Source organism: Mycobacterium sp. E2238 (assembly GCF_001672665.1).
Classification (GTDB): domain Bacteria; phylum Actinomycetota; class Actinomycetes; order Mycobacteriales; family Mycobacteriaceae; genus Mycobacterium.
In genome coordinates this window covers 1-25,532 of sequence record NZ_LZKF01000176.1, presented here as the reverse complement: position 1 = coordinate 25,532, position 25,532 = coordinate 1, and the positions used below count along the sequence as shown (strand labels likewise).

Annotated in this window: 21 protein-coding genes and 2 pseudogenes; 9 read left to right on the top strand and 14 right to left on the bottom strand. The window is 67.2% G+C overall.

Features of this window, described 5'->3' with window-relative positions:
- The 7 genes and pseudogenes from A5711_RS27655 to dnaA all read right to left on the bottom strand — a co-directional run.
- Positions 1–300: pseudogene (locus tag A5711_RS27655) on the bottom strand (hypothetical protein); the annotation flags it as partial.
- 113 nt (positions 301–413) lie between these two features.
- Positions 414–2,930, bottom strand: a complete 2,517-nt coding sequence (gene gyrA, locus A5711_RS15985) for a DNA gyrase subunit A (protein ID WP_067948135.1) — start codon at positions 2,928–2,930, stop codon at positions 414–416.
- Positions 2,931–2,977: 47 nt separating this feature from the next.
- Complete coding sequence (gene gyrB, locus A5711_RS15980; protein ID WP_067948133.1) at positions 2,978–5,011, bottom strand: DNA topoisomerase (ATP-hydrolyzing) subunit B; 2,034 nt, start codon at positions 5,009–5,011, stop codon at positions 2,978–2,980.
- A gap of 255 nt (positions 5,012–5,266) precedes the next feature.
- On the bottom strand, positions 5,267–5,824 hold the full coding sequence (locus A5711_RS15975; RefSeq protein ID WP_067948131.1) for a DUF721 family protein: 558 nt from the start codon (positions 5,822–5,824) through the stop codon (positions 5,267–5,269).
- On the bottom strand, positions 5,821–6,972 hold the full coding sequence (gene recF, locus A5711_RS15970) for a DNA replication/repair protein RecF (protein WP_067948129.1): 1,152 nt from the start codon (positions 6,970–6,972) through the stop codon (positions 5,821–5,823). The genes A5711_RS15975 and recF overlap by 4 nt, the downstream gene beginning before the upstream one ends.
- Positions 6,973–8,172: a DNA polymerase III subunit beta gene (gene dnaN, locus A5711_RS15965; RefSeq protein ID WP_067948127.1), complete on the bottom strand. Its 1,200-nt coding sequence runs from the start codon at positions 8,170–8,172 to the stop codon at positions 6,973–6,975.
- A 537-nt stretch (positions 8,173–8,709) separates the two neighbouring features.
- On the bottom strand, positions 8,710–10,242 hold the full coding sequence (dnaA, locus tag A5711_RS15960) for a chromosomal replication initiator protein DnaA (protein ID WP_067948139.1): 1,533 nt from the start codon (positions 10,240–10,242) through the stop codon (positions 8,710–8,712).
- A gap of 550 nt (positions 10,243–10,792) precedes the next feature.
- Here dnaA and rpmH point away from each other — a divergent pair.
- From rpmH to A5711_RS15925, 9 genes are all read left to right on the top strand, one after another.
- Positions 10,793–10,936: a 50S ribosomal protein L34 gene (gene rpmH, locus A5711_RS26400; protein WP_073880743.1), complete on the top strand. Its 144-nt coding sequence runs from the start codon at positions 10,793–10,795 to the stop codon at positions 10,934–10,936.
- 23 nt (positions 10,937–10,959) lie between these two features.
- Entirely contained in the window at positions 10,960–11,322 is a 363-nt protein-coding gene (gene rnpA / locus A5711_RS15955) for a ribonuclease P protein component (protein WP_067948125.1), read from the top strand.
- Complete coding sequence (gene yidD, locus A5711_RS26395; RefSeq protein WP_082953247.1) at positions 11,319–11,660, top strand: membrane protein insertion efficiency factor YidD; 342 nt, start codon at positions 11,319–11,321, stop codon at positions 11,658–11,660. The genes rnpA and yidD overlap by 4 nt, the downstream gene beginning before the upstream one ends.
- Positions 11,644–12,750, top strand: a complete 1,107-nt coding sequence (gene yidC, locus A5711_RS15950; RefSeq protein WP_156673169.1) for a membrane protein insertase YidC — start codon at positions 11,644–11,646, stop codon at positions 12,748–12,750. Before yidD ends, yidC begins: the two co-directional genes overlap by 17 nt.
- 81 nt (positions 12,751–12,831) lie before the next feature.
- Positions 12,832–13,389, top strand: a complete 558-nt coding sequence (locus A5711_RS15945; protein WP_067948121.1) for a R3H domain-containing nucleic acid-binding protein — start codon at positions 12,832–12,834, stop codon at positions 13,387–13,389.
- Positions 13,390–13,446: 57 nt separating this feature from the next.
- Positions 13,447–14,172: a 16S rRNA (guanine(527)-N(7))-methyltransferase RsmG gene (rsmG, locus tag A5711_RS15940; protein ID WP_067948119.1), complete on the top strand. Its 726-nt coding sequence runs from the start codon at positions 13,447–13,449 to the stop codon at positions 14,170–14,172.
- Positions 14,169–15,149: a ParA family protein gene (locus A5711_RS15935; protein WP_082975751.1), complete on the top strand. Its 981-nt coding sequence runs from the start codon at positions 14,169–14,171 to the stop codon at positions 15,147–15,149. The genes rsmG and A5711_RS15935 overlap by 4 nt, the downstream gene beginning before the upstream one ends.
- A 23-nt stretch (positions 15,150–15,172) precedes the next feature.
- Positions 15,173–16,156 carry a ParB/RepB/Spo0J family partition protein gene (locus tag A5711_RS15930; RefSeq protein ID WP_067948117.1) on the top strand — a complete coding sequence of 328 codons (984 nt, stop codon included), beginning with the start codon at positions 15,173–15,175 and terminating at the stop codon, positions 16,154–16,156.
- A gap of 265 nt (positions 16,157–16,421) precedes the next feature.
- Complete coding sequence (locus A5711_RS15925; RefSeq protein WP_067948115.1) at positions 16,422–17,174, top strand: acetyltransferase; 753 nt, start codon at positions 16,422–16,424, stop codon at positions 17,172–17,174.
- On the opposite strand, the gene A5711_RS15920 is transcribed toward A5711_RS15925, so the two are convergent.
- From A5711_RS15920 to A5711_RS15890, 7 genes and pseudogenes are all read right to left on the bottom strand, one after another.
- Positions 17,171–18,391 (bottom strand): N-acetylmuramoyl-L-alanine amidase, encoded by a 1,221-nt coding sequence (locus A5711_RS15920; protein ID WP_067948113.1) that lies wholly within the window; start codon positions 18,389–18,391, stop codon positions 17,171–17,173. The genes A5711_RS15925 and A5711_RS15920 overlap by 4 nt on opposite strands.
- Positions 18,392–18,526: 135 nt before the next feature.
- Entirely contained in the window at positions 18,527–18,880 is a 354-nt protein-coding gene (trxA, locus tag A5711_RS15915) for a thioredoxin (RefSeq protein WP_067948111.1), read from the bottom strand.
- Positions 18,877–19,884 (bottom strand): thioredoxin-disulfide reductase, encoded by a 1,008-nt coding sequence (trxB, locus tag A5711_RS15910; RefSeq protein WP_067948109.1) that lies wholly within the window; start codon positions 19,882–19,884, stop codon positions 18,877–18,879. Before trxB ends, trxA begins: the two co-directional genes overlap by 4 nt.
- A gap of 90 nt (positions 19,885–19,974) precedes the next feature.
- Entirely contained in the window at positions 19,975–20,703 is a 729-nt protein-coding gene (locus tag A5711_RS15905; RefSeq protein ID WP_067948107.1) for a hypothetical protein, read from the bottom strand.
- Complete coding sequence (gene sigM, locus A5711_RS15900; RefSeq protein ID WP_067948106.1) at positions 20,696–21,307, bottom strand: RNA polymerase sigma factor SigM; 612 nt, start codon at positions 21,305–21,307, stop codon at positions 20,696–20,698. The genes A5711_RS15905 and sigM overlap by 8 nt, the downstream gene beginning before the upstream one ends.
- Before the next feature lie 65 nt (positions 21,308–21,372).
- Complete coding sequence (locus tag A5711_RS15895; RefSeq protein WP_067948104.1) at positions 21,373–24,993, bottom strand: murein biosynthesis integral membrane protein MurJ; 3,621 nt, start codon at positions 24,991–24,993, stop codon at positions 21,373–21,375.
- Positions 24,990–25,532 (bottom strand): annotated as a pseudogene (locus A5711_RS15890) (hypothetical protein); the annotation flags it as partial. The gene A5711_RS15895 and the pseudogene A5711_RS15890, both read right to left, overlap by 4 nt.

The window sequence follows — 25,532 nt, the reverse complement described above, 5'->3', positions numbered from 1 at the left end:
GGGGACGGCTCGGCCGAGCGCGCCGGCGTACACCGCGCGACGCCGCCCGCACATCCCGGACGTGCTCCCGACGCCGGAGAGTCGCCACCGCGGCAGCGCGGTGGGCCCAGGCCCCCGCAGGCGCCGCGCCAGAACGAGCCCCCGACCGAGGCGCGGCCGTCGGGCCCGCCCACCGGCGTCGGGAGCACGTCCGGGATGTGCGGGCGGCGTCGCGCGGTGTACGCCGGCGCGCTCGGCCGAGCCGTCCCCATTGAGGCCATCGCCCATTTTGGGGGCGCCCGGCTCGTTCGGTGAGCTCACCCCGACTCCTTTGATCTCCTGCCACGACCCGCGGGACGATGGCAGTCACATTTTGTCTGGTCGGGCCGAGTCTAATTGCCCGGCTGTTCGCCGGACCCCCGGGATTGCACCGACTAGCCGTCGGACTCCGCGGCGCCTTCCGCTTCCTCGACGACCTCGTCCGCGTTTTCCTCGGCGTTGCGGGCGATGGCCAGCAGCGTGTTGTCGTCGCCCAGGTTCATCAGCCGAACGCCCTTGGTCTGTCGTCCAGCCTTGCGGACCTGCCGCGCCGCAGTTCGGATGACCCCGCCCCCGGAGGTGATCGCGTACAGCTCGCTGTCGTCGTCGACGATCAGCGCGCCCACCAGCTTGCCGCGCCGTCGGTCGAACATCACCGTCAGCACGCCCTTCCCGCCGCGGCCCTGCACCGGGTACTCCTCGATCGCGGTGCGCTTGGCGTAACCGCCGGACGTCGCGACCAAGAGGTAGGTGCCCTCGCGAACCACGTTGAGCGACAACAGGTAATCGTCGGTGTTGAACCGCATGCCCTGCACGCCGGAGGTGGCGCGTCCCATCGGCCGCAGCGCCTCGTCGGTCGCCGAGAACCGGATGGACTGGCCGTTGGCCGACACCAGCAGCAGGTCGTCCTCCGACGAGCACAAGACCGCGCCCACCAACTCGTCGTTGTCGCGCAGGTTGATCGCCACGATCCCACCGGAGCGGTTGGAGTCGAAGTCGGTGAGCTTGGTCTTCTTCACCAGGCCGTTGCGGGTGGCCAGCACCAGGTACGGGGCGTCCTCATAGCCACGGATCTGAATGACCTGGGCGATGCGCTCCTCGGGCTGGAAGGCCAGCAGGTTGGCGACGTGCTGGCCGCGGGCGGTCCGGGACGCCTCGGGCAGTTCGTAGGCCTTGGCGCGATAGACCCGGCCCTGCGTGGTGAAGAACAGGATCCAGTCGTGCGTCGAGCTGACGAAGAAGTGCTTGACGATGTCGTCTTGCTTGAGGCCGGCGCCCTGCACGCCCTTGCCGCCGCGCTTCTGGCTGCGGTACAGGTCGGTCTTGGTGCGTTTGGCGTAACCGGTCTCGGTGATGGTGACGACGACGTCCTCGCGGGCGATCAGGTCCTCGTCGCTGACCTCGCCGTCGGCCGCGACGATCCGCGTGCGCCGGTCGTCGCCGTGCTTCTCGACGATCTCGGCGAGCTCGTCGCGCACGATGCCGCGCTGGCGCTCCGGCTTGGCCAAAATGTCTTCCAGGTCGGCGATCTCGGCCTCGATCTTGGCCAGGTCGTCGATGATGCGCTGGCGCTCCAGGGCGGCGAGGCGACGCAGCTGCATGTCCAGGATCGCCTGGGCCTGGATCTCGTCGATGTCGAGCAACTCGATCAGCCCGGCCCGGGCGATGTCGACCGTTTCCGACGCCCGGATCAGCGCGATGACTTCGTCCAGGGCGTCGAGCGCCTTGACCAGACCGCGCAGGATGTGGGCGCGTTCGTTGGCCTTGCGCAGCCGGTAGGTGGTGCGGCGGACGATCACGTCGAGCTGGTGCGCCACGTAATGGCGGATCATCTGGTCGAGCCGCAGGGTGCGCGGGACCCCGTCGACGATGGACAACATGTTGGCGCCGAAGCTGGTCTGCAGCTGGGTGTGCTTGTAGAGGTTGTTCAGCACCACCTTGGCCACGGCGTCGCGCTTGATCTCGACGACGATGCGCACACCGACGCGGTCGCTGCCCTGGTCCTCGACGTTGGAGATGCCGGCCAGCCTGCCGTCGCGCACCTGTTCGGCGATCGAGGTGATGAAGTTGTCGTGGTTGACCTGATAGGGCAGCTCGGTGATCACCAAAGACGTTCGGCCTCTGGTCTCTTCGACCTCCACCACGCCGCGCATCCGGATCGAGCCGCGCCCGGTCTTGTAGGCATCGGCGATGCCCGTCGTGCCGACGATCAGGCCGGCGGTGGGGAAGTCGGGGCCCTTGACGCGCTCGCACACCGCGGCCAGGGTGGCCTCCTCGTCGGCCTCGTGGTTCTCCAGGCACCAGAAAACGGCCTCGGCGAGCTCGCGCAGGTTGTGCGGCGGGATGTTGGTCGCCATGCCGACCGCGATGCCGCCGGAGCCGTTGGCCAACAGGTTGGGGAACCGGCTGGGCAGCACCGTCGGTTCCTGCACGCGGCCGTCGTAGTTCGGGATGAAATCGACTGTCTCCTCGTCGATTTCACGCAGCATCTCCATGGCGAGCGGGGTGAGCCGCGCTTCGGTGTACCGCATCGCCGCAGGCGGGTCGTTGCCGGGTGAGCCGAAGTTGCCCTGCCCGTCGACGAGCGGGTACCGCAGCGACCAGGGCTGCGCCATGCGCACCAGGGTGTCGTAGATCGACGCGTCACCGTGGGGGTGGTAGTTACCCATCGTCTCGGCGACCGACCGCGCCGACTTGGCGTGGCTGCGGTCCGGGCGGAACCCCGAGTCGTACATCGCATACAGCACCCGGCGGTGCACCGGCTTGAGGCCGTCGCGCACCTCCGGCAGGGCGCGGCCCACGATCACGCTCATCGCGTAATCGATGTAGCTGCGCTGCATCTCCTGCTGAATGTCGACCGGTTCGATGCGGTCGCCGGCCTCGTCGCCCGGTGGCAGCGTGGTGTCAGTCATCTATTCCCCTTTGTGGGTTGGCGTGCCTGACTCGGCAGCTGGGAAGGTCAGACATCCAGGAAGCGAACGTCTTTGGCGTTGCGGGTGATAAAGCTGCGGCGCGCGTCGACGTCTTCGCCCATCAGGATCGAGAACAGCTCGTCGGCGGCCGCGGCGTCGTCCAGGGTGACCTGACGCAGCACCCGCACCGACGGGTCCATCGTGGTTTCCCACAACTCCTTCGCGTCCATTTCACCCAGACCCTTGTACCGCTGGATGCCGTCCTCTTTGTTGATCTTCTTGCCGGCCTTCAGTCCGGCCTCCAGCAGGCCGTCGCGCTCACGGTCGGAGTAGGCGAACTCGGGATCGGTGCGTTGCCACTTCAACTTGTACAGCGGTGGCTGCGCCAAGAACACGTGCCCGTTCTCGATGAGTGGTCGCATGAACCGGAACAACAGCGTCAGCAGCAGGGTCGAGATGTGCTGGCCATCCACGTCGGCGTCGGCCATCAGCACGATCTTGTGGTAACGCAGCTTGGTCAGGTCGAATTCGTCGTGAATCCCGGTACCCAGCGCGGTGATGATCGCCTGGACTTCGGTGTTCTTCAGCACCCGGTCGATGCGTGCCTTTTCGACGTTGATGATCTTGCCGCGCAACGGAAGGATCGCCTGGAACATCGAGTCGCGACCGCTCTTCGCCGAGCCGCCAGCCGAATCACCCTCCACCACATACAGTTCCGACTTGCGCGGGTCGGTGGAGCGGCAGTCGGCGAGCTTGCCGGGCAGCCCGCCGAGGTCGGTGGCGCTCTTGCGGCGCACCAGCTCTCGTGCCTTGCGTGCCGCGATACGGGCCTGCGCCGACGAAACCGCCTTGTTCACTACGGTTTTGGCTTCCGAGGGGTTGGCCTCGAACCAGTGGGTAAGCTGTTCGTTGCACACCCTCTGCACGAACGACTTGACCTCGGTGTTGCCCAGTTTTGTCTTGGTCTGGCCCTCGAACTGGGGCTCGGCCACCTTCACCGAGATGACCGCCGCCAGGCCTTCCCGGATGTCGTCGCCGGTGAGGTTGGGGTCCTTGTCCTTGAGCAGCTTCTTGTCTTTCGCGTACTTGTTCACCACCGAGGTCAACGCGCTGCGGAAGCCCTCTTCGTGCGTTCCCCCTTCGTGAGTGTTGATGGTGTTCGCGAAGGTGTGCACCGACTCCGAGTAGCCACCGTTCCACTGCATGGCGATTTCGACCTCGTGACCGGGGCCTTTTCCGTCGAAGTCGATCACGCTCTGCTGGATCGGACTCTTGGTGCGGTTGATGTGCTTGACGAAGTCGACCAGGCCGCCGGGGTAATGGAACGTGCGGTGCTTGACCTTGTGCGGCGCAGTCGATTCCGCCGCCTTCTCCTCGGCGGACTTGGGCGCCTCGGCGGTGTCGCTTACCACCTCGTCGACGACCTCGTCCTGCTCGACTCGTTCGTCGGTGAGATTGATCGTGAGACCTTTGTTGAGGAAGGCCATCTCCTGGAGCCGCCGCGCGACCGTCTCGAAGTCGTACTGGGTGGTCTCGAAGATCTCGGGATCGGCCCAGAACCTGATCGTGGTGCCGGTCTTCTTGGTGGCCTCGCCTTGCTTGAGGGTGCCGGGCACGGCGCGGTCGTAGTACTGAAACCACTCGTGGCCATCGCGTTTGATGTTGACTTCCAGGCGGGTGGACAGCGCGTTGACCACCGAGACGCCGACACCGTGCAACCCACCGCTGACGGTGTAACCACTGTTCTCGCCACCGAACTTGCCGCCGGCGTGCAGCTGCGTCATCACCACGTCGACGGTGGGGGCTCCGGTGGCGTGCATGGCGACCGGAATGCCGCGCCCGTCGTCGGTGACCTCCACGCTGCCGTCATCGAGCAGCCGCACATCGACCTTGGTCGCGTAACCCGCCATCGCCTCGTCGACCGAGTTGTCGACCACCTCCCAGATGAGATGGTGCAGCCCGCGCTCACCGGTGGACCCGATGTACATGCCGGGGCGTTTGCGGACGGCCTCAAGCCCTTCGAGCACGGTGATCGCTGAAGCGCCGTATTCGTCTTGCGCCTTCTTCTTCTGGGCAGCCACGGTCGGAATGCTCTCCTTGGGGTTTCATGCGGGCGGTTCCAGTCACCGCAGCAGTCGCATGCCGCCAGTCTACCGTGATGAGCCGTCCGCACCGATTCTCTGGGCGCGTTTCTGCCCAGCTAACCGCGCCGTGCGGACGATTTCTCTATTCCCGCCGCGTCCCGACGTGCGTCAAGGCACTTCACGTCGTCCTGGCGGCTTTGAGCGGCCTGTTGATAAAGGGGTGTCTGGGGATCGTGGGCGCCGATCGAGGCGCTAGCCGTAGGTGTCGCGCGGACCCCTCCCGGCGATGTGCCGCGGCCCCTTGCGCCACGACGGCGCGGCGGGGCCGGTGATTTTCAGCGACGTCACGACCCCGTTGCCAACCGCCGCCGCGATCTTCGCCAACAGCTGCGACTGGATCATCCGCAGCTGGGTGGCCCATGCGGTGGATTCGGCGGCCACGCTGAGCACCCCGTCATTCAACGCCGTCGCGGTGGCGTGGTCGGCGATCTGCTGGCCCACCACCGACGACCAGTTGCCGAGCACGGTGCCCTCGGCGACCTGCGTCGACCAACCGCGCTTCTTCGCCAGGTCGCGCGCCAACCGCCCCAGCGGTTGCGGGTCGCGGACGTCGGGTCCCGGTCCCGACCAGCTTCTTCGCTGCCCCGCGACGCGTCGGGTGGCCGGCGGCGTCGACCGTCCCCGCCCGGCGTCCTTGCCTTGCGCGCGAGCCGCGGCGCGGGCTTCCTCAAGGGTGCGCCTGACCAGGTCGATGCCCTGCAGCCGACCCGGTTGTGCGGCGGCGGAATCCTGTTGGTCGCCGCCGGTCATGACCGCACCACCGAGACCCGACCGAGGTCGTCGTCGCGCAAATCGATGTGCACCTGCGTGGCGTCCCAGTCCGCCGGAATATCTTCCAGCACCGCGGCCGTCACCAGTACCTGCTCCGCCGATTCCGCCACCGTCGCCAACGCTCGGCGGCGGGCCGCGTCGAGTTCGGCGAACACATCATCGAGCAGCAACACCGGTTCACTCCCGTCGGCTCGCAGCAGTTCGTACGACGCCAACCGCAGCGCCACCGCGAAAGACCACGATTCCCCATGACTGGCAAAGCCTTTCGCGGGTTGATCGCCCAGCCACAGCTCCAGATCGTCGCGATGCGGGCCCACCAAACACATACCGCGATCCAACTCCGCGTCGCGGCGTTCGGCCAACGCGGCCAACAGGGCGGCCTCCAGGAACTCGCGGTCGCCCCCGCCGTCCGCCGTATGTGCGCCGATGCTGGTCCGATACGCGATCGCCGCCGGCCGCGACGACGGGGCCAGCAACTGATAGGCCTTCTCCACCTCCGGCGCCAACTCGTTGACCAGGTCGATGCGCGCCGCCATCAACTCGGCGCCGTGCTCCGCCAACCGGCTGTCCCAGACGTCGAGGGTGTCCAGGGCGCCGCGGTCGCCCCGGTGCCGAATTCCGGCGGCGGACTTCAACAACGCGGTGCGCTGGCGCAGCACCTTTTCGTAATCCGCGCGCACGCCGGCGACCGCCGGCCGCCGCACCGTCGCCAGATCATCCAGGTAGCGACGCCGCTCCGCGGGATCCCCACGCACCAACGCCAAGTCTTCGGGAGCAAAGAGCACGGCGCGCAGAACTCCGATCACCTCGCGTGTGCTGCGCACCGGTGACCGGTTCAATCGCGCCTTATTGGCCCGGCCCGCCGCGATCTCCAGGTCGATCGCGCATTCCCTGCCCTCGTTCACCACGATCGTCGACACCACTGCGCGGTCGGCCCCAGCCCGGATCAGCGGTGTATCGGTACCTACTCGATGTGAACCCAAGGTTGTCGAAAACCACAGTGCTTCAATGAGATTCGTTTTACCGAAACCGTTGGAACCGATGAACACCGTCCGGCCCGGCTGCAGTTCGAGGTCGGCCTGCGCCCAGGACCGGAAATCGCGCAGTCCCAAATGCCGGACGTACACCTATCCGGGTAACCGAACTGGCATCAACAGGTAGACATAATCCGTCGGCAACGCCCCGAAGGGGCCGTTCCCGCTGGGCGGACTGTCGTCGGCCGAGGCCGGCCGCAGCAACGCCGGCTTACCCGGCGTCGTGAAGCCGAACGACACCCGCTCCGAATGGACCGCTGCCAAGCCGTCGGTGAGGTAAGTGGGGTTGAACGCAATCGTCAACGGCTCGCCCACGAAATCGACGGCGAGGTCCTCCTCGGCCCGGCCGACATCGTCGGCGCCCGCGGACAGCCGCAGCGAGCCCTCGGAGAATTCCATCCGCACCTGCGCACCCCGATCGGCGACCAACGCGACCAGCTTGATCGCCTCGGTCAGCTCGGCCACGTTGATGGTGGCGACCGCCGTGTGCTCGGCCGGCAACAGCTGGCGGAACTTCGGGAACTCCGCATCCAGCAGCCGCGTCGTACTGCGCTTGCCGTTCCCGCTGATGCCCAGCAGCCCGTCTTTGCCGACACCGCTGCCGGCGCCCAGCGACAAACGGACCTCGGAGCCGTCGGCTCCCGCCCTCGCCGCCTCGGCCAACGTCTTCGCGGGCACCAGCACGGCGGCCTCGATGTCGGGGGAGGACGCGGACCACGTCAGTTCGCGCACCGCGAGGCGGAACCGATCGGTGGCCGCCAAAACCACCGTGTTTCCTGAGATCTCGACCCTGATCCCGGTCAGCATCGGCAGCGTGTCGTCGCGGCCGGCCGCAATGGCCACCTGGCTGATCGCCTCCGCGAAGAGCTCAGCGGGCAGTGTCCCGGTCTCTTCGGGCAAGCCCGGCAGCGTCGGGTAATCCTCGACCGCCATCGTCGGCAGCGAGAATCGGGCGCTGCCGCAGTTCAGCGCGACGCGATTACCGTCGACGTAGAAGTCGACGGGCTTGTTCGGCAATGCCCGGGTGATGTCTGACAACAACCGTCCGGACACCAAAACGCTTCCGGGAGAAGCGATTTCCGCTGCAACCTGCGCTTCGGCGGAAACTTCGTAGTCGAATCCGGAGATGGTCAAGCCCTCATCGGAGCCGGATAACAACACTCCCGAGAGCACCGGCACCGCCGGCCGGGTCGGCAGGTTCTTCGCCACCCACGACACCGCGTCGGCGAAAGACTCCCGCACCAAACGAAACTTCAAGTCGCTGAGGCCAGCTCTCGTCGTCGCCGCGTCCATAGCGTCCCTTCACCTGCCGAGCGTTTAGAAGTCAGTGGCTAGCCTTACCCCGCTAGCGTGGGGCTCCGCCACGAACGCCACTGACATGTCATGCCACCGGCGACCGCAACGGCAGTCGAAGAACAACCGTAGATCGTCTGGGGCCATCTTGAAAGCTAATCGCGAAGCCCGACAAGCCGGGTTACCGGCGGATCCGCGACGGGCATTCCACCGCGCGTCCCCAACGCTGTATTTCAAAGAAGAAACGACGAAGAGATCTCAGTACTAGTAATAAGGCCTGTGCAGACTGGGGATAGCGACGGCTTGACGCAGCTGGGGCGGGGTGTCGGGCTGTGGATCACCGCGTGGGCAACTGTGGGTCGCGTGTTGGGCCGCTGGGGAGGAAGGACGCCTGTGCACGCGGCGCCGCTTAGTACACGGGTGTTTGATTGCGTTGTGCACAGTCCTGCGCACAACCTTTTGGTGTGGCTCGTGTGACAGACGTGCGAGAAGTTTTTTGGAATCAATTACGCGGCCGGGGCGCCGAGAGGCCCGGAGTCAGCGCTTCGAGCGTTGCCGGATGCGAGTGGTGAGCTCTTTGACGTGATCGAAGACCTCACGCCGCTCGGCCATCTCGGACAAGATCTTGCGCTGCGCGTACATCACCGTGGTGTGGTCACGGCCGAATGCCTGGCCGATCTTGGGCAGCGACAGGTCGGTCAGCTCGCGGCACAGGTACATCGCGATCTGGCGTGACTGCGCCAGCGCGCGGGTCTTGCCGGGGCCGCGTAGTTCTTCGACGGTGGTGTCGAAGTATTCGGCCGTCGCGGCCATGATGGTCGCCGCGCTGATCTGCATGGTGCTGGCATCGGCGATGAGGTCGCGCAGGACGATCTCGGCCAGCGCCTTATCGATGGGCGTCTTGTTCAACGAGGCGAACGCGGTGACGCGGATGAGGGCGCCCTCGAGTTCGCGGATGTTGCGCTCGATGCTGCTGGCGATCAGCTCCAGGACGTCGTCGGGCACCGCGAGCCGCTCCATCTGTGCCTTCTTACGCAAGATGGCGATGCGGGTCTCGAGTTCGGGCGGCTGGACGTCGGTGATCAAGCCCCACTCGAACCGGGTGCGGAGGCGGTCTTCGAGGGTGGCGAGCTGTTTGGGCGGCCGGTCCGAGGAGATGACGATCTGCTTGTTGGCGTTATGCAGCGTGTTGAAGGTGTGGAAGAACTCTTCCTGGATACCTTCCTTGCCTTCGATGAACTGAATGTCATCGACGAGCAGGACGTCGACGTCGCGGTAGCTGCGCTTGAACGCGACCTTGCGGTCGTCGCGGAGCGAGTTGATGAAGTCGTTGGTGAATTCCTCGGTGGAGACGTACTTGACGCGCATCCCGGGGAACAACCGCTGGGCGTAGTTGCCTGCGGCATGTAGTAGGTGGGTCTTACCCAGACCCGATTCACCCCAGATGAAGAGCGGGTTGTAAGCGCGCGCCGGTGCTTCGGCGATCGCCAGGGCCGCGGCGTGCGCAAAGCGATTGGAGGCGCCGATGACGAACGTGTCGAAGGTGTAGCGGCGGTTCAGGCTGGTACCGCCGGCTACCGCCGGATCGGCGGGGTGCGGACGCTCGGTGAAGTAGTTCGGCCAACTCTGCGGCGCACCGTCGGCCCCTTCGCCGTTCTCCTCGGCCTCATCGGTGTCGATGTCGTCGTCCTCGGCGAACGACGCTTCGGGTTGGGGAAAGGGTTCGCCTTGCGGGATCACAACGTCGTTGGCGTCGTCGTCGGGCGGCGCTATGCGCACCCCCAGCTGGATCTGCTGTCCGAGCCGGCGGCTGAGGGCGTCGGTGATGGGGGCGCGGAGATGACGTTCGATTTCGTTCTGGACGAAACTGCTCGGTACCGACAGCAGCGCGAATCCCTCGACAATGGTCAACGGCTGCACCAGATTCAGCCACGCCCGTTGCTGTGGCGTCAGGGGAGCGATGAGCGTGGTGCGGTTGGCGGCGACCCCGTCGGGGGTGGATTCGCCGTTCAGTTCGGAAACAACCGCGTTCCACACGGTCGTGAAACCTGAACCGGGGTCATCGGTCAACGACGCATCCCCCTGGTTCTCGAGCATCCCGGGTCGAGGTACAACCACGCTTGGTGACAAAGCGACTGTCCACATAGTTATACACAGGTGTGGACAGGATGGGCGTATGCGAACCAGAACCTACCGGCGACGGCTCGCGATCTCCGTGCTGGAAGAAAACCGTTGAAGGCTGTCTAGGCAGCTAGTCGACCCACCATCCTCGCTTCGTTGTGGAGCGCCGTTGCAGTCTAAAACGACACTGGCAGAAGCTAACAGTTTTCCGTGCGGCTGCCAACCGTTCTGCTGCATTCCAATCGCGTTGTTTAGGGTTCCTTGGGCCCGGTTCGGCTCGAGACCGGGGTGTGCGTTGGGGCAGGCCAGGTTTGACCAGGCGAAGCGTGGTCAGTACCCTCAAACAGTCGCCCGAAAGTCGGCGATGCGGCTGCGACCCAGGTCTGCCTGGGGACCGCGCCGGCCAGCAGCAAGATTACCTCCGACCGACCCGCAGACGAACCTGAGCAAGACGTCTGGCCGGCCGGATGGAAATGCGAGATACAACGAGGAGAACGTCGTGGCCAAGGGCAAGCGGACCTTCCAGCCGAACAACCGGCGCCGAGCCCGCGTGCATGGCTTCCGGTTGCGCATGCGAACCCGCGCCGGACGCTCGATTGTGTCGAGCCGGCGCCGTAAGGGGCGCCGCGCGCTATCTGCCTGATCGCAACGTCGGGTTTTTCGGCGGTGCTTTCCGCACGCAACCGTATGAGGCGGTCCACGGAGTTTGACGCGACCGTGAAGCACGGCGTCCGCGTCTCGCAGCGCGACATCGTGGTCCACGTCCGGCGGGCGGGAGATCACGATACGGCGACGGCTCCGCGGGTCGGATTGATCGTCGGGAAATCGGTGGGCTCGGCCGTGGAACGGCACCGGGTCTCACGCCGGCTGCGACATGTGGCGCGCTCCGTTCTGGGCGACCTCCACGATTCCGATCAGCTGGTCATCCGGGCGCTGCCCGGCAGCCGGACCGCGTCGTCGGAGCGGTTGGCCCACGAGTTGCGCCGAGGGTTGCGCCGGGCGTTCGAGTCGGCGGGACGGCAAGGGTGACCGCGCCGACGCGTGCCGCCGTCCATACGCTGGGTGCGGCGACCGCACGGGGCCTGATTTTTCTGATCCAGCTGTACCGGCACATGGTTTCGCCCCTGCGGCCGGCGACATGTCGCTTCGTGCCGACCTGCAGCCAGTACGCGGTCGACGCACTGAACGAGTACGGCTTGCTGCGGGGGAGTTGGTTGGCTGTGGTCAGGCTTGCCAAGTGCGGACCATGGCATCGGGGTGGATGGGATCCGATACCGGAGCGCCCGGGATGTCACGTGAACTTCGAAGATGCCAGCGACGTTTGGGCCCGCCCGGCGGCGCGAGGGGAGAGTGGAACTCTTGTTTGATTTCTTTAGCCTCGACTTCGTCTACTACCCGGTGTCGTGGATCATGTGGGCCTGGTACAAGCTGTTCGCCTCGATGCTGGGACCGTCGAACTTCTTCGCGTGGGCGCTGTCGGTGATGTTCCTGGTATTCACTCTGCGGGCGCTGCTGTACAAGCCCTTCGTGCGGCAGATCCGCACCACGCGTCAGATGCAGGAACTGCAGCCGCAGATCAAGGCGCTGCAGAAGAAGTACGGGAAAGACCGCCAGCGGATGGCGCTGGAGATGCAGAAGCTCCAACGCGAGCATGGGTTCAACCCCATCCTCGGGTGCTTGCCGATGCTCGCCCAGATCCCGGTGTTCATCGGCCTGTATCACGTGTTGCGGTCGTTCAACCGGACCACCGGGGGCTTCGGCCAGCCGCACCTGTCGGTGGCGCAGAACCGCCTCACCGGAAACTACGTCTTCACCCCGACGGACGTCGGGCACTTCCTGGATGCCAACTTGTTCGGCGCACCGATTGGCGCGTTCATGACGCAGCGGACGGGGTTGGACGCGTTCACCTTCTTCAGCCGGCCGGCGGTCATCGCGGTTGGCGCGCCGGTGATGATCCTGGCCGGCATCGCGACCTACTTCAACAGTCGGGCATCGGTGGCGCGGCAGAGCCCGGAAGCAGCGGCCAATCCGCAGACGGCGATGATGAACAAGCTTGCGCTGTACGTCTTTCCGCTCGGCGTGGTCGTCGGTGGTCCTTTCCTGCCGCTCGCGATCATCCTGTACTGGTTCGCGAACAACATCTGGACGTTCGGTCAGCAGCACTACGTGTTCGGCATGATCGAAAAAGAGGACGAGGCCAAGAAGCAAGAAGCGCTGCAACGCCGGGCGGCCAACGCGCCGGCGCCTGGGGCCAAACCGAAGCGCAACCCCAAGGCGGGACAGCCGGGGGGTAACGGGTCTTCGACCGCCGAATCGGCGGCGGACTCCGAGGCCGCCGATGGCGAAGCCCCGCCGGCGGAGCGCGGGGCGGACAAGCCGAATCCGAGTGCACAAAACGGTGGCACGCCCAACCGCACTCCGCGGCCGGGCGCGCGACCCAAAAAACGCAAACGCTGACAAGGGAGACATCGCCATACCGGGCTGCCCTGGGAGGGTGACCCCGATTGGCAGGGACCCGTGGATGAGGGAGAGAAAGACATGACCGACGCAGACACCACCACCGAACGCGACGCGGATACCGAACTCGAAGCCGAGCGGCCGACTGAGGAAGGCGCCGAGGACTTCGACGACCAAGAGGAGCGGTTGGTCGCCGAGGGCGAGATAGCCGGCGACTACTTGGAGGAGTTGTTGGACCTGTTGGACTTCGACGGCGACATCGATCTGGACGTCGAAGGCAACCGGGCGGTCGTGAGCATCGACGGTAGCGATGACTTGAACAAGTTGGTGGGCCGCGGCGGCGAGGTGCTGGACGCGCTGCAGGAGCTCACCCGATTGGCCGTGCACCAGAAGACGGGCGTCCGCAGCCGGTTGATGCTCGACATCGCCAGTTGGCGCCGGCGGCGCCGCGAAGAGTTGGCGGCCCTTGGCGACAAGGTGGCGCGGCGCGTGCTGCAATCCGGTGAACGCGAGGAGCTGGCACCCATGACGCCGTTCGAGCGCAAGATCGTTCACGATGCCGTCGCGGCGGTGCCGGGCGTGCACAGCGAAAGCGAGGGCGTGGAGCCCGCGCGACGAGTTGTGGTCCTGCACGACTAGCGAGTTACAGCTGTGTAGTTCCGGCGGCCGCCCGGTCTCGCGCAGGCAAAGCAGAGGATGTTTCACGTGAAACATGTCGGCTCGGTCGAACCCGACGGGGACCAGCCCGCTTCGCCGGAGCCGGAAGCCGCGGCGTCGATCTTCGGTCCGCGCCTCGGCCTGGCGCGACGGTACGCGGAGATGTTGGCCGGCCCCGGCGTGCAACGGGGATTACTGGGTCCGCGCGAAGTGGAGCGCATCTGGGATCGCCATCTGCTCAACAGCGCTGCGCTCGCGGAGTTGCTCGAGCCGGGGGAGCGGGTCATCGATATCGGCAGCGGCGCGGGGCTGCCCGGCATCCCGTTGGCGCTTGCACGTGCGGATCTCGACGTGGTGCTGCTCGAGCCGTTGTTGCGCCGCAGCGAATTTCTCAGCGAGGTCGTCGACCAACTAGGGTTAGCCGTCGAAGTAGTCCGCGGCCGTGCCGAGGAACTGTGGGTACGTCACCAGTTCGGGGAAAGGGATGCGGCGGTGTCACGAGCGGTTGCGTCGTTGGACAAGTTGGCGAAGTGGAGCACGCCGTTGCTGCGGCCGGGCGGTCGGATGCTCGCGATCAAGGGCGAGCGCGGACGCGACGAACTTGAACAGTACCGGCGTGTGATGGCAGCATCGGGCGCCGTTGATGCCAGGGTGGTGACATGTGGCGCGACCTATTTGCGTCCCCCCGCGACCGTAGTGATCGCCCGACGCGGAAGGCAGCCGCGCCAGCAGCCGGCACGGATGGGGAAGGCCGGAAACCGATGAGCAATCCGGGAGAATCGCCGAGCGCCGCGCACGTCCAGGCACCCGCGACCGTTGCGCCGGAGCACCGGCCGACGGAGGCGATCGGGGACCCCGCGGCGAATGTTTCACGTGAAACAGCGGACGAATTCGATACGCCGATAGGCGCCGCCGCCGAGCGGGCGATGCGGATCCTGCACACCACTTATCCGCCGCTGCGTCGACCGAGTCATCGCCGAATCCTGACCGTCGCGAATCAGAAGGGCGGCGTCGGCAAGACCACCACAGCGGTCAACTTGGCCGCGGCCCTGGCGCTGCAGGGGCTCAAGACGTTGGTCATCGATCTCGACCCGCAGGGCAATGCGAGCACAGCCCTCGGTATCACCGATCGGCAGTCGGGCACGCCTTCGTCATACGAGGTACTCATCGGCGAGGTTGCCGTCAAGGACGCGCTGCGGCGCAGCCCGCACAATGAGCGACTCTTCTGCGTTCCCGCCACCATCGACTTGGCGGGCGCCGAGATCGAATTGGTCAGCATGGTGGCGCGAGAGAACCGGCTGCGGACCGCCCTGGCGGAACTGGACGACCTCGACTTCGACTACGTCTTCATCGACTGCCCGCCGTCGCTGGGACTGCTGACCATCAATGCGCTCGTCGCCGCGCCCGAGGTGATGATCCCGATCCAGTGCGAGTACTACGCGCTCGAGGGTGTGTCACAGCTGATGCGCAACATCGAAATGGTGAAGGCCCACCTGAACCCGCGGCTCGACGTGAGCACCGTGGTGCTCACCATGTACGACGGGCGGACCAAGCTCGCCGACCAGGTCGCCGAAGAGGTGCGCCGGTACTTCGGAACCAAGGTGCTGCGCACGGTGATCCCGCGCAGCGTCAAAGTCTCCGAGGCGCCCGGCTACAGCATGACCATCATCGACTACGACCCCGGTTCGCGCGGGGCGATGAGCTATCTCGACGCGAGCCGCGAACTCGCCGAACGCGATTGACCACCATCCGTGAAGGGACGACCATGACGCAGCCGTTACGCAAGAAGGGTGGCCTCGGCCGGGGACTGGCTTCGCTGATCCCGACCGGTCCGGCCGAAGGCGACTCGGGCCCCGCGACCCTCGGTCCGCGGATGGGGGACGCGGCGGCGGACGTGTTGATCGGCGGACCGGGCCCGGAGTTGGCGCCGGCGGGCGCGGTGTATCGCGAAATCGCACCGGCCGACATCGAGCCCAATCCCCGCCAGCCGCGGCAGGTGTTCGACGACGAGGCGCTCTCCGAGCTGGTGCACTCCATCCGCGAGTTCGGTCTGCTGCAGCCGATCGTGGTGCGGGCCGTGCCCGGAGCGAAGACGGGCCCGCGGTATCAGATCGTGATGGGGGAGCGGCGCTGGCGGGCCGCCCAAGAGGCCGGGCTCGCCACCATCCCCACCATCGTGCGCGAGACGGGCGATGACAACCTGCTCCGCGACGCCCTCCTGGAGAACATCCACCGGGTGCAGCTCAACCCCTTGGAAGAGGCGGCGGCTTACCAGCAGCTGCTCGACGAATTCGGCGTCACCCACGATGAACTCGCCTCGCGCATCGGCCGTTCGCGCCCGTTGATCACCAACATGATTCGGTTGCTCAAGCTGCCGATTCCGGTGCAGCGGCGGGTGGCCGCGGGCGTGCTGTCGGCCGGTCACGCCCGCGCTCTGCTATCGCTGGAAGGCGGGCCCGAGGCGCAGGAGGAGCTGGCCAGCCGGATCGTCGCGGAGGGATTGTCGGTGCGGGCGACCGAGGAGGCCGTGACGCTGGCCAATCGCAGCGGCGCGAGCACGCCCGCCCCGCAGCGGCGGAAGCCGATCCAGATGCCGGGACTGCAGGAAGTGGCCGATCGGCTGTCGAACGCCTTCGACACCCGGGTGACGGTCAGCCTGGGCAAACGCAAGGGGAAGATCGTCGTGGAATTCGGCTCCGTGGACGATTTGCAGCGAATCATCGACATGATGACCACCGCCAAGGCGTGACCGGTCATACCCTGTAATTACGTCACTGTGACACCGGATCGGTTACGGATGAGCAACACCGGGCCGTCGGGCGCACCGAGTTACGAAAGCACATGCGTTTCAACGATTTTCGGTAACAAATCGGTCTGGACGGTAACGCACTGAGCGTTCCGGGGCCGTGATCGGTGCCTCGACGACAAAGCTGGCCGGATTGCGACCTCCTCTCTTATCCTGGAGGGGTTGCCGGTGCCATTGGCTGCAGTACCGCACAGGAGCCAGGAGGCTAGTGTCCGCTCGAATCACCCCGCTGCGCCTCGAGGCCTTCGAACAGCTTCCCAAGCATGCGCGCCGCTGCGTGTACTGGGAGGTCGACCCAGCGACCCTCGGTAATCAGGACCACCTCGCCGATCCGGAGTTCGAGAAGGAAGCTTGGCTGTCGATGGTCATGCTGGAGTGGGGGTCATGCGGTCAAGTCGCGACCGCGGCCGTCGACGACCGGAGCCAAAGCGAACCGCCGTGCCTGGGGTACGTCTTCTACGCGCCGCCGCGTGCGGTGCCGCGGGCGCAGCGGTTCCCCACCGCGCCGGTCTCCGCGGACGCGGTGCTGCTGACTTCGATGGGCATCGAACCGGGGCAGGCCGCCGACGATGTGCTGCACGGGCTGCTCGCCCGGGTGATCGACGAATTGGTTCGGCGCGGAGTGCGGGCGCTGGAAGCCTTCGGCCGCACGCCGGCGGCGTCGGAGTTGCAGGATCCGCTGACGGCTGGCCCTGATGTGCGGCCGGTGCTGGAGGCCGTCGGTGACTGCTCGGTGGACCACTGCGTGATTGACGCGGAGTTTCTGCAAGACGCGGGTTTCGTTGTGGTGGCGCCGCACACCTACTTTCCGCGGCTGCGCCTCGAACTGGACAAGGGCCTCGGGTGGAAGGCCGAAGTCGAGGCGGCTCTGGAGCGCCTACTGGAAAACGCACAACTGCAAGAGCCGGTAGGGGCCGGGTCCGCGTCGGGAAATGCGTTGCAGGGCGCCGAAATCGGCTAGGAGCCGCCGAGCCGGCTGGCGCGGTCCACGGACAGTTCGTGGGCCAGTAGTTCGGCGAAGGTGAAAGTGCCGGTGGGCCGGTCATTCTTGCCCAGGAGGTAGAGCCGTTTGACCGCGGCGAGGATGCCTTCGGCGATGGCGTCGCGGGTCTGCGTCGAGATCAGCATTGCGCGATCCTGTGGATTGGTGATGTAGCCGACGTCCACCTGCACCGTGGGCATCCGCGTCAGACGCAGCAGATCCCATGTCCGGCCGTGGGTTCGGCAATCCCGTAACCCTGTGCGGGCCACCACTTCTCGTTGAATGAAGTCCGCTAGATTGCGCCCGATGGTGGACACCGAGCCGTGCGAGTTTCCGAAATGAAAGGAAGCCACGCCGTTGGCCGCGGGGCTGGGCTGGCTTTCACAGCGCAGGCTGATCATCAGGTCCGCCCCGACGTTGTTGGCCGTGGCGGCGCGTTCGGCGTCGGAGGGACTGCGGTTGACCGGCCGTGACAAGAAGGTTTCCATGCCGATCGCGGTCATCCGCCCCTCGAGGCGGCTTGCCAAGTCCCACAACACATCCGCTTCGCTGACCGGGCCCGACGGACCCTGCATGAGCGCGCCGTGATCCGTGCCGCCGCGACCCGGATCGATGATGATCCGCTTGCCCGACAGCTTGGGTCCTGATCTCCGGACCAGCTCCTCCTCGCGAATGGCGTGCGGTGAACCGCCCGTGACGCGGGAACTCAGAAAGTACAAGGAGCGCAATGTTTCTGGACCGCAGATGCCGTCGGCGGCGAGCCCATACTCACGCTGGTAGGACATCAGCGCGTTGTGCGTCTGCAACCCGAAGTGGCCGTCGACCAGGCCGGTGTAGAAACCGAGGTCCTGGAGCCGGGCCTGCAGGGTGGCGACGTCGTCGCCGTAGAGCGGGGCACCGAATTGGTGATAGAGCGTGCGCGCGCCGAGCCGGTAGGACGCCTCTTTCAGCGCCCGATAGGTGGCCTCGCCGACGATGCCGTCCACCAGCAGGCCGCGGTGCTGCTGAAAAGCGCGTACCGCCTGGTCGAGTTCGATATCGAAGAGCTCGGGGGGCACGTGCCGACCGGTGGTGAGATCATCTTCGGCGCCGTCCAGCAGCCCTAGCGCTGCCAACGTAGCCCGGATCTCGGTCACAGCTGCGCTACGGTCACCACAGCGCAGCGCATCGCCGTATTCACGGCGCGGACTCGACATACCAAAGGCCCTCCGGGACACACTGACAGGCTCGGATCTGAGCAACAGCTAACAGCAATTGTCGCAGATGCTTCGCATATTCGGGAAAACCCCAGGCTGAACGTCGGGGTGTGGTGCGGCGAACTCAGATCAGGATCAGCTGAGGTTGGGAACCGCGTCCGCGAGCTCCCGCAGCAGCGCCGCCTTGCCTTTGGCGCCGACGATCCGCTTCACCGGCTGGCCGTCTTTGAACAGAATCATGGTGGGGATGGAGACGACTTGGAAGTCGCGCGCGGTCTCCGGATTGGCATCCACATCGAGCTTGGCGATCGTGAGCTGCTCGGCGCGTTCGCTCGCGATTTCCTCGAGAACCGGCGCGACCATCTTGCACGGCCCGCACCACGTCGCCCAAAAGTCAACCAGCACAGGCTTATTGCTGGACAACACCTCCGTGGAGAATGACGCGTCAGAGACTTCGATTGTGGCCCCGGCTTTTTCGGAGTCGGTCATTGAGGTGCTCCAATCATCTCGGTACTGCCAGGAAATTCGGTTGCGTCGCTTTGAGCCGCAGAGCTCGATTCGACATGGTCGGCCAGCCAGCGTTCGGCGTCGATGGCCGCTGAGCAGCCGCTGCCGGCGGCGGTGATCGCCTGGCGGTATGTGCGATCCACCAAGTCCCCGGCGGCGAACACCCCCTCGATCGAGGTGGCCGTCGTGCGGCCTTGGACCAGCACGTAACCCTCTGGATCGGTGTCGAGGACATCGCGCACCAACTCCGAGCGCGGATCGTGACCGATCGCCACGAACACCCCAGTCACGGGCAGGGTCGACTCCTCACCGGTCAGCGTGTCGCGCACCCGCAAACCCGTCACCGTCTGATCGCCTTCGACGCTCAGCACGGCCTTATTGGTCGCGAAGGTGATCTTGTCGTTGGCCCGGGCGCGTTCGAGCATGATGCGCGAGGCACGGAATTCATCGCGGCGGTGCACCAGGGTGACGCTGCGCGCGAACCGGGTCAAGAACGTGGCCTCCTCCATCGCGGAGTCCCCGCCACCGATCACCGCGATGTCTTGGTCTCTGAAGAAGAACCCGTCACAGGTCGCGCAGGAACTCACCCCGCGGCCCAGCAGCTCCTGCTCACCGGGGACCCCCAGATACCGCGCCGCCGCGCCCATGGCCAAGATGACCGCCCGCGCGCGGACGGTCTCGCCTTCGGCGGTCGTCACCGACTTGACCGGACCGTCCAGCGAAACCGATTCGACGTCTTCCATCCGCAGATCGGCCCCGAAACGGAGGGCCTGTTCGCGCATCTGGTCCATCAACTCGGGACCGGTGATGCCGTCACGAAAGCCCGGGAAATTCTCCACCTCGGTGGTGGTCATCAACGCGCCACCAAACGACGTCCCCTCGAACACCACCGGTGCCAACTGCGCCCGCGCCGTATACAACGCCGCGGTGTACCCAGCAGGACCCGAACCAATGATGATCACGTCGTGCACAGTGTCGGCGGTCATGGAACCCTTTCAAACGATCGTCCCTGGACTCGTACAAACGCCAGCGTAGGCACGGCTGTTCCCGGGTGTCGGACAACCCACCGCACCACACTAAGGGCGGGGGACTTCGGTGTTGGCCAACAAGCCGGTGTCAGCGGCGCTGCAGTTCAGCGCGACCGCATAGACCGCCAGGCTGTGGGGAGTGTCGCCCGCTACCACCAGCACGACGCCGGGGCGGGCGTTGATCTCGACCCGGCGTGCGCCGAGCACCTGTGTGGACGCCGGATAACCGAGGCCGGTGAGGCAGGAGGCGCGTCGGGCCGGGTCACCGAGGGGGCCGTAATCCGGGCTCTGGTTGAGCAGGGCCAGTATTTCCTCCCGCGACAGCGGCACCACCATGGGCGGGGTCGACACCGTGATGTGCTCGGCGGTGACCGGGGTGCTGGGCGTGGGCTCCGGCGCGGTGATCAGAGCCGCGGTGCCCACGCCGATCGCCGCAAGCAGCGCGCCCACGCCCGCCACCACGGCGACCACCCGCGCGGGCCGGAGCCGGGGCCGCGCGGAGTGCGCGACCGGCTGGTCGGCCTCGACCGAGGCCAGCGCCGCCGAGATCCGGGCGGTGACCTCGGGCGGAACGTCGGGTGCCGGGTCGCCTCCCAGGGTCGCGACGTCGCAGCGCGCCCGGTTGAGGACGCGCAGAACCTGCTCGGCCTGCGGGTCATCGCGGACCCGTCGACGCACGCGGGCCGCGGCTTCGTCGTCCAGGAGCCCGGCCTGCAGGTCGGCGAGAAGCTCGACCGTCAGGGGCGGCTCGTCGGCTTCGTCGTCGGCTTCACTCATCCGCCCCAGTGTCCGTCATGCGCTGCCTGACGGCCATGGGTGGGCCCAGGTCGGGCGCGGCTTTGAGATAGCCGAGGAGCTCGGCGAGGCGCATCCGCGCCCGTGCGCACCGGCTCTTGACGGTGCCCTCGGGGACGCCGAGCAGGGCGGCGGTGTCGGCCACGGAGTACCCCTGCATGTCGACGGCGACCACCGCGGCCCGCTGCTCGACGGGAAGCCGCATCAGGGCGCGCTGCACCACCATTGCGGTCTCGACCTGAGCGGTGCGATCGGCCACCGGGTAGGTGTCTTCGAGCGGGACGGTCGGGTGGGCCTTGGTGCGCCGCAGCCGGTCGAGGCAGGCGTTGACGACGATGCGGTGCAGCCAGCTGCCGACAGCGGCGTCATGCCGAAACGCGCCGGCGCCGCGGTGCGCCGAGAGCATGGCCTCTTGCAGGGCGTCCTCGGCGTCCTCGGCAGTGCGCGTGGTCAGCCGGGCCAGCCGGTGCAGCTGTCGCTGGTGGCGCAGGAACAACTCGCCGAAAGCGTGCCGGTCGCCGGCGACGTGGGCTGCCAGCAGCTCGGCATCACTGCGGTCGCGCTGAATGTCTCCCCGGGAGCCCACGGCCGGACAGTAACCAATCGGTTGCGGGGCGGCACTTCACCACGGCAAGGCGTTGTGAGCGCGAATCAGGAAGCGGCCTGGACCGTGATCTCGAAGAAGCCGGCTTGACTCTTGCCGTTGGTGGTCCCCAGCGTGGAGATCCACACCAACAGGTTCGACGTCGGCGAACCAGCTCGGACCGGGATGACGTTGTGACCCGGCTTGAGCGTGAAGGCGGGCGCCAGCACGGTGGTGTCGTTCAGCGACGCCGGGGAGGCCGTCGCCGACGAGCGAATCTCGACCTTCGTCCCGCTGCTCGGCGTGTCGATGGTGACCTGCCCGACAACGGTGGCGCTGGGCAACTGCAGCATCAGGCCTTCGCCCTGTTTGAAGCTGGGGAACGGAACCGCATCGGTGTAGACCTCGGTCGCCCAGGCGGTCGAGGGGTCGCCGTCGATCGCCTGCCCCGCCGTGCCGGCGTTGTCGGCATCGCCGTCGGGGGAGTAGACCGTCGCCTTGGTCGGCTTGACCACGCTGCCGGCGGCCGCGGAGCTGGGGGCCGACGACGAGGTGGATGAGGAGGGGTTGTTCAGCCCGAGCTCGTCCTTGTTGAGGCCGCCGCCGACGTTGCCGAAGATCTTGCTCACCACCGACGCCAGGACCAGCAGGGCCACCACGATGACGACGAGGCCCGCGCCCACGCCGATCAACAGATTGCGACGCCTACGTGCCAGGGTCGCGTCGTCCTGATCCGCGGACGCACGCGCGGCCGCGGGCGCCGGCGAATCATCGATCGGGCCCAGCACCTCGGTGCGGTCGGCTACCGCAGTTGCCTGTTGCAGCAGGTTCAAAAGCGTTGACGCGCTGCGTATTCCGCCATCCTCCTGAACCGCGCGGACCGCGACGGCCGAAATTTGGAAGGGAATGCCGCGGTCGATCACCATGGGCTCCACGGGCTGGCCCGTCGAATCGCGTTCGGCAGGCGCTAGCCCGCTGCGCACGCTGGACTCCGCGAGCGGCCACCGATTGACGAGCAGGGCGTACAGCGCTGCGCCGATACCGCGGATGTCGCCCTGCGGGTTGGCGTCGGGCATGGTCGCCGGGTACGCCAGCACGACGTCGCCCTCGATGCTGACGCGCACCCGGCTCGGGTGGTCGATCGACAACGCGACACCGGCGCGGTGGGCCGCGTCGGCGGCCGCGGCCAACGATTGCATGGCCCGGACGGCGCCGACGGGCGACGGCGCGGTGTCGGCCACCTCCTGCAGCGAACCGCCCCGCACCCACTCCGAGACAACCAGGCCGCCGTGGCCGGTGTGGACCACGTCGAGCACCCGGGCGATGCCGGGCTTGTCGATGCGGCTGAGCCGAAGCGTGCGGGACAGGATTTCCTGCAGCACCTCGTCGGGCAACGCGCCGTCGGGGTCGACGAAGGTCAGCGCCACCTGCCGATCCAGCGCGGTGTCGAGCGCCTGCCAGAACTGCAGGGGCGGCGCGCCGCCGTGGAAGACCAGCAGGCGATAGCGGCCGCCGGCGATGCGAGCGCCGGGAACCAAATGGACGTCGTCTCCGGCCGGGTCCCCGCCACGGTCGCGGGGCGCGTCAAACGGGGCCGGGCCGCCACGCGACTCCGGCGCAACGTCGCCGTTGCGCTGGTCGGACGCGCGCGGCGGCGCCGGCTCGGACGGGCGGTCGGCGGGAATGTCGGGTTGGAAGTCGTCGGCAACCGGTCGTGGCAGCTCGGCACCCGACGCGGCACTCTCGACAGGGCGGTCGGTCACCTCCGGTCCTTTCGCTATCCGGGCTGGGATTGCCCGCTCCGGAGGTCTGCGCCGGATCGGCTCCTGGACCGCATTTACCCCAGGCGGGGACGAATTCCTCTGCTCAGGGTACGTGACCGGGGACCGGCCGGACGATCGATCCTGTGTCATCGGTTTGCGGGGAAGCGCCGCACGGCCCCCGAAGCGGCGTCTGACGGCGTCCAGCGCGGCCTGCGCCTCCGGGACGCGCGCGCGCAGCATCACCGTCGCCATGATCGGCAGCATGATGACGGCCAGGATGAGCAGGCGCAGCAACGAGCCCGCGGCGCCGCCGTGCGCGGTCAGCTGGTCCAGTCCCCCCAGCCGGTCGGCCACGTGGGCCACCAGACCGGCGAGCATAGAGGCCGTGATCGTGACCAGGATGGTGCGCAGCTCACCCCTGCCGATCAGGTGGCCGCCCGTCGGCAGCAGGGTGTGCCGGAGCAAGAGGTAACCGATGACGGCGCCGGCCAAAAACCCGATGCCGTTTGCCAGCCCCAGATAACCGGCCACCAGCTTGGGGTCGTCGGTCAGGTGGGGCGCCAGGACGGATCCGACGATCTTGACGGCCGTGATGACGAGGATGATGACGATCGGCGTCCAGGGCTGCTCGCGCGCGTAGAAGACGCGTAGCTGCAGCAGCACCAGGCCGTAGGGGATCAGGGTGAACGCCGAGAGGGCGATCGCGGCGCCCAGGTATCCGGCGTCGACTCCGCCGAAGTGGCCGTAGGCGAACAACGCGCTGCCGATCGCGGGACCGCCGACGGTCATGACCGCGACGATCGGGATCAGCGTGATCAGCGTCAGGCGGGTGGCCAGCGACAGGTCGGCGAGCACGGCCTTGGTGTCGTCGGCGGCGGCGTTGCGGCTCAGCCGTGGCATCACCACGGTCAGCACTGTCACGCCGATCATGCCGAACGGCAGCATCAGGACCAGCCAGGTGTAGTTGTAGATCGCGGGACCCGAGGCGGCCGCGGTGCTGGCGATCTGGTTGCCGACCACCAGCCCGAGCTGGCTGATCAGCACGTAGAGCACCATCGCCGCGGCCATCGTGCCGAAGCGCTTGAGGCGCTCGTCGATTCCCCACAGGGGCCGCAGATCGACCCGCTCGCGCCGCAGCGCCACCAGCAGCACCGCGGTCTGCGCGAAGACGCCCAGCGTGGTGCCGATGCCGAGGACCAACAGCTTGGTGTTACCCATCCGGACGGGGTCGACCGACAGTTCGCCCGGGACGACCGCGTACACCGCCAGGGTCGCGAGGGCGACGATGTTGTTGACCACCGGCGCCCACGCGGTCGGCCCGAACACGTTGCGGGTGTTGAGGATCGCCATGAACACCGACGTCAGGCCGTAGGCGAGCACCTGGGGGAGCAGCAGGTAGGCGAACGCGGTGGTCAGCGGCTCATTGACCTGCGGTGCGCGGCCGAGCATGAGCCGCACCAGCAGCGGCGCGGCGAGCACCGACAGCGCGGTCGCGAATACCAGGAGCGCGGTCGTCAACGTGACCAGGCGCCGCACGAACGCGGCGCCGCCGTCGGGGTCGCTCTGTTCGGCGCGGGCCAGCACCGGCACGAAAATGGCGGTGAAGGTCGCCTCGAGCACCAGCGCGGCCACCAGGTTCGGTAGCTGGTTGGCCACCGAGAACGCGCTGGACAACGCGGCCCCCAGGATGGCCGCGAGAAGCACGATCCTGCCAAAGCCGGTCAGCCGGCTGACCAGCGTGGCGAAGGCCATCGCCCACGACCGCGATACCAGCGCCGCGTCGGACAGTTCGGGTCGCCGGCGATCGATCCCCGCCGGGACGGGCGGCAGGGGGCCCGTGGGCGGCGAGCCCGAGGTCCGGGGTCGCCGCGGCGGCTGTGGCGGGCGCGGGTGTTGCGGTGCGGCCTGCCGGTGAGCGGGTTTCATACTCGGTGCTCTTGCTCGACCCGATCGTCGGTCTGGTCGTCCGTGCGCGCGGACCTGGCCTCCGGTGGGTCCGGCCGGTCCAGGTCGGCGCGGTCGGGCTGGCCGCGGAAGCGGTGCCACAGGCGTCGGCCGGCCAGCAATATCAGCACGGCCGCAGCGGTCATGGTGATGGCGAACAACACCTTGCCGTAGGCGTTGGAATGCACCGACAGGCGGACGGGCTCACCGAGCCGCAGGCCCTCCGGGGTCCGCAGCGTCACGTCGATGGCGACCCGTTGGGTGAAGTTCACTTCGATCGGCACCCGCAGCGGGAGGTATCCCGGCGGCAATTCGATCTGGCCCACGTCGGTCACCGTCATCCCCGGCGGGGCGTCCACCTGCAGCCGCACCCGGATGGGGACGGAGAGGCCGTTGTGCAGCGCCAGCGGCAAGGGGCTGTGCTCGGTGGCCAGGGTGTAGGAGCCGCCCGGGTTGACGATGGTGACCGCGCCGAACAGGTCGTTGATCGTCTTGCCGACGACGGCCAGGCGCTGCTGGGC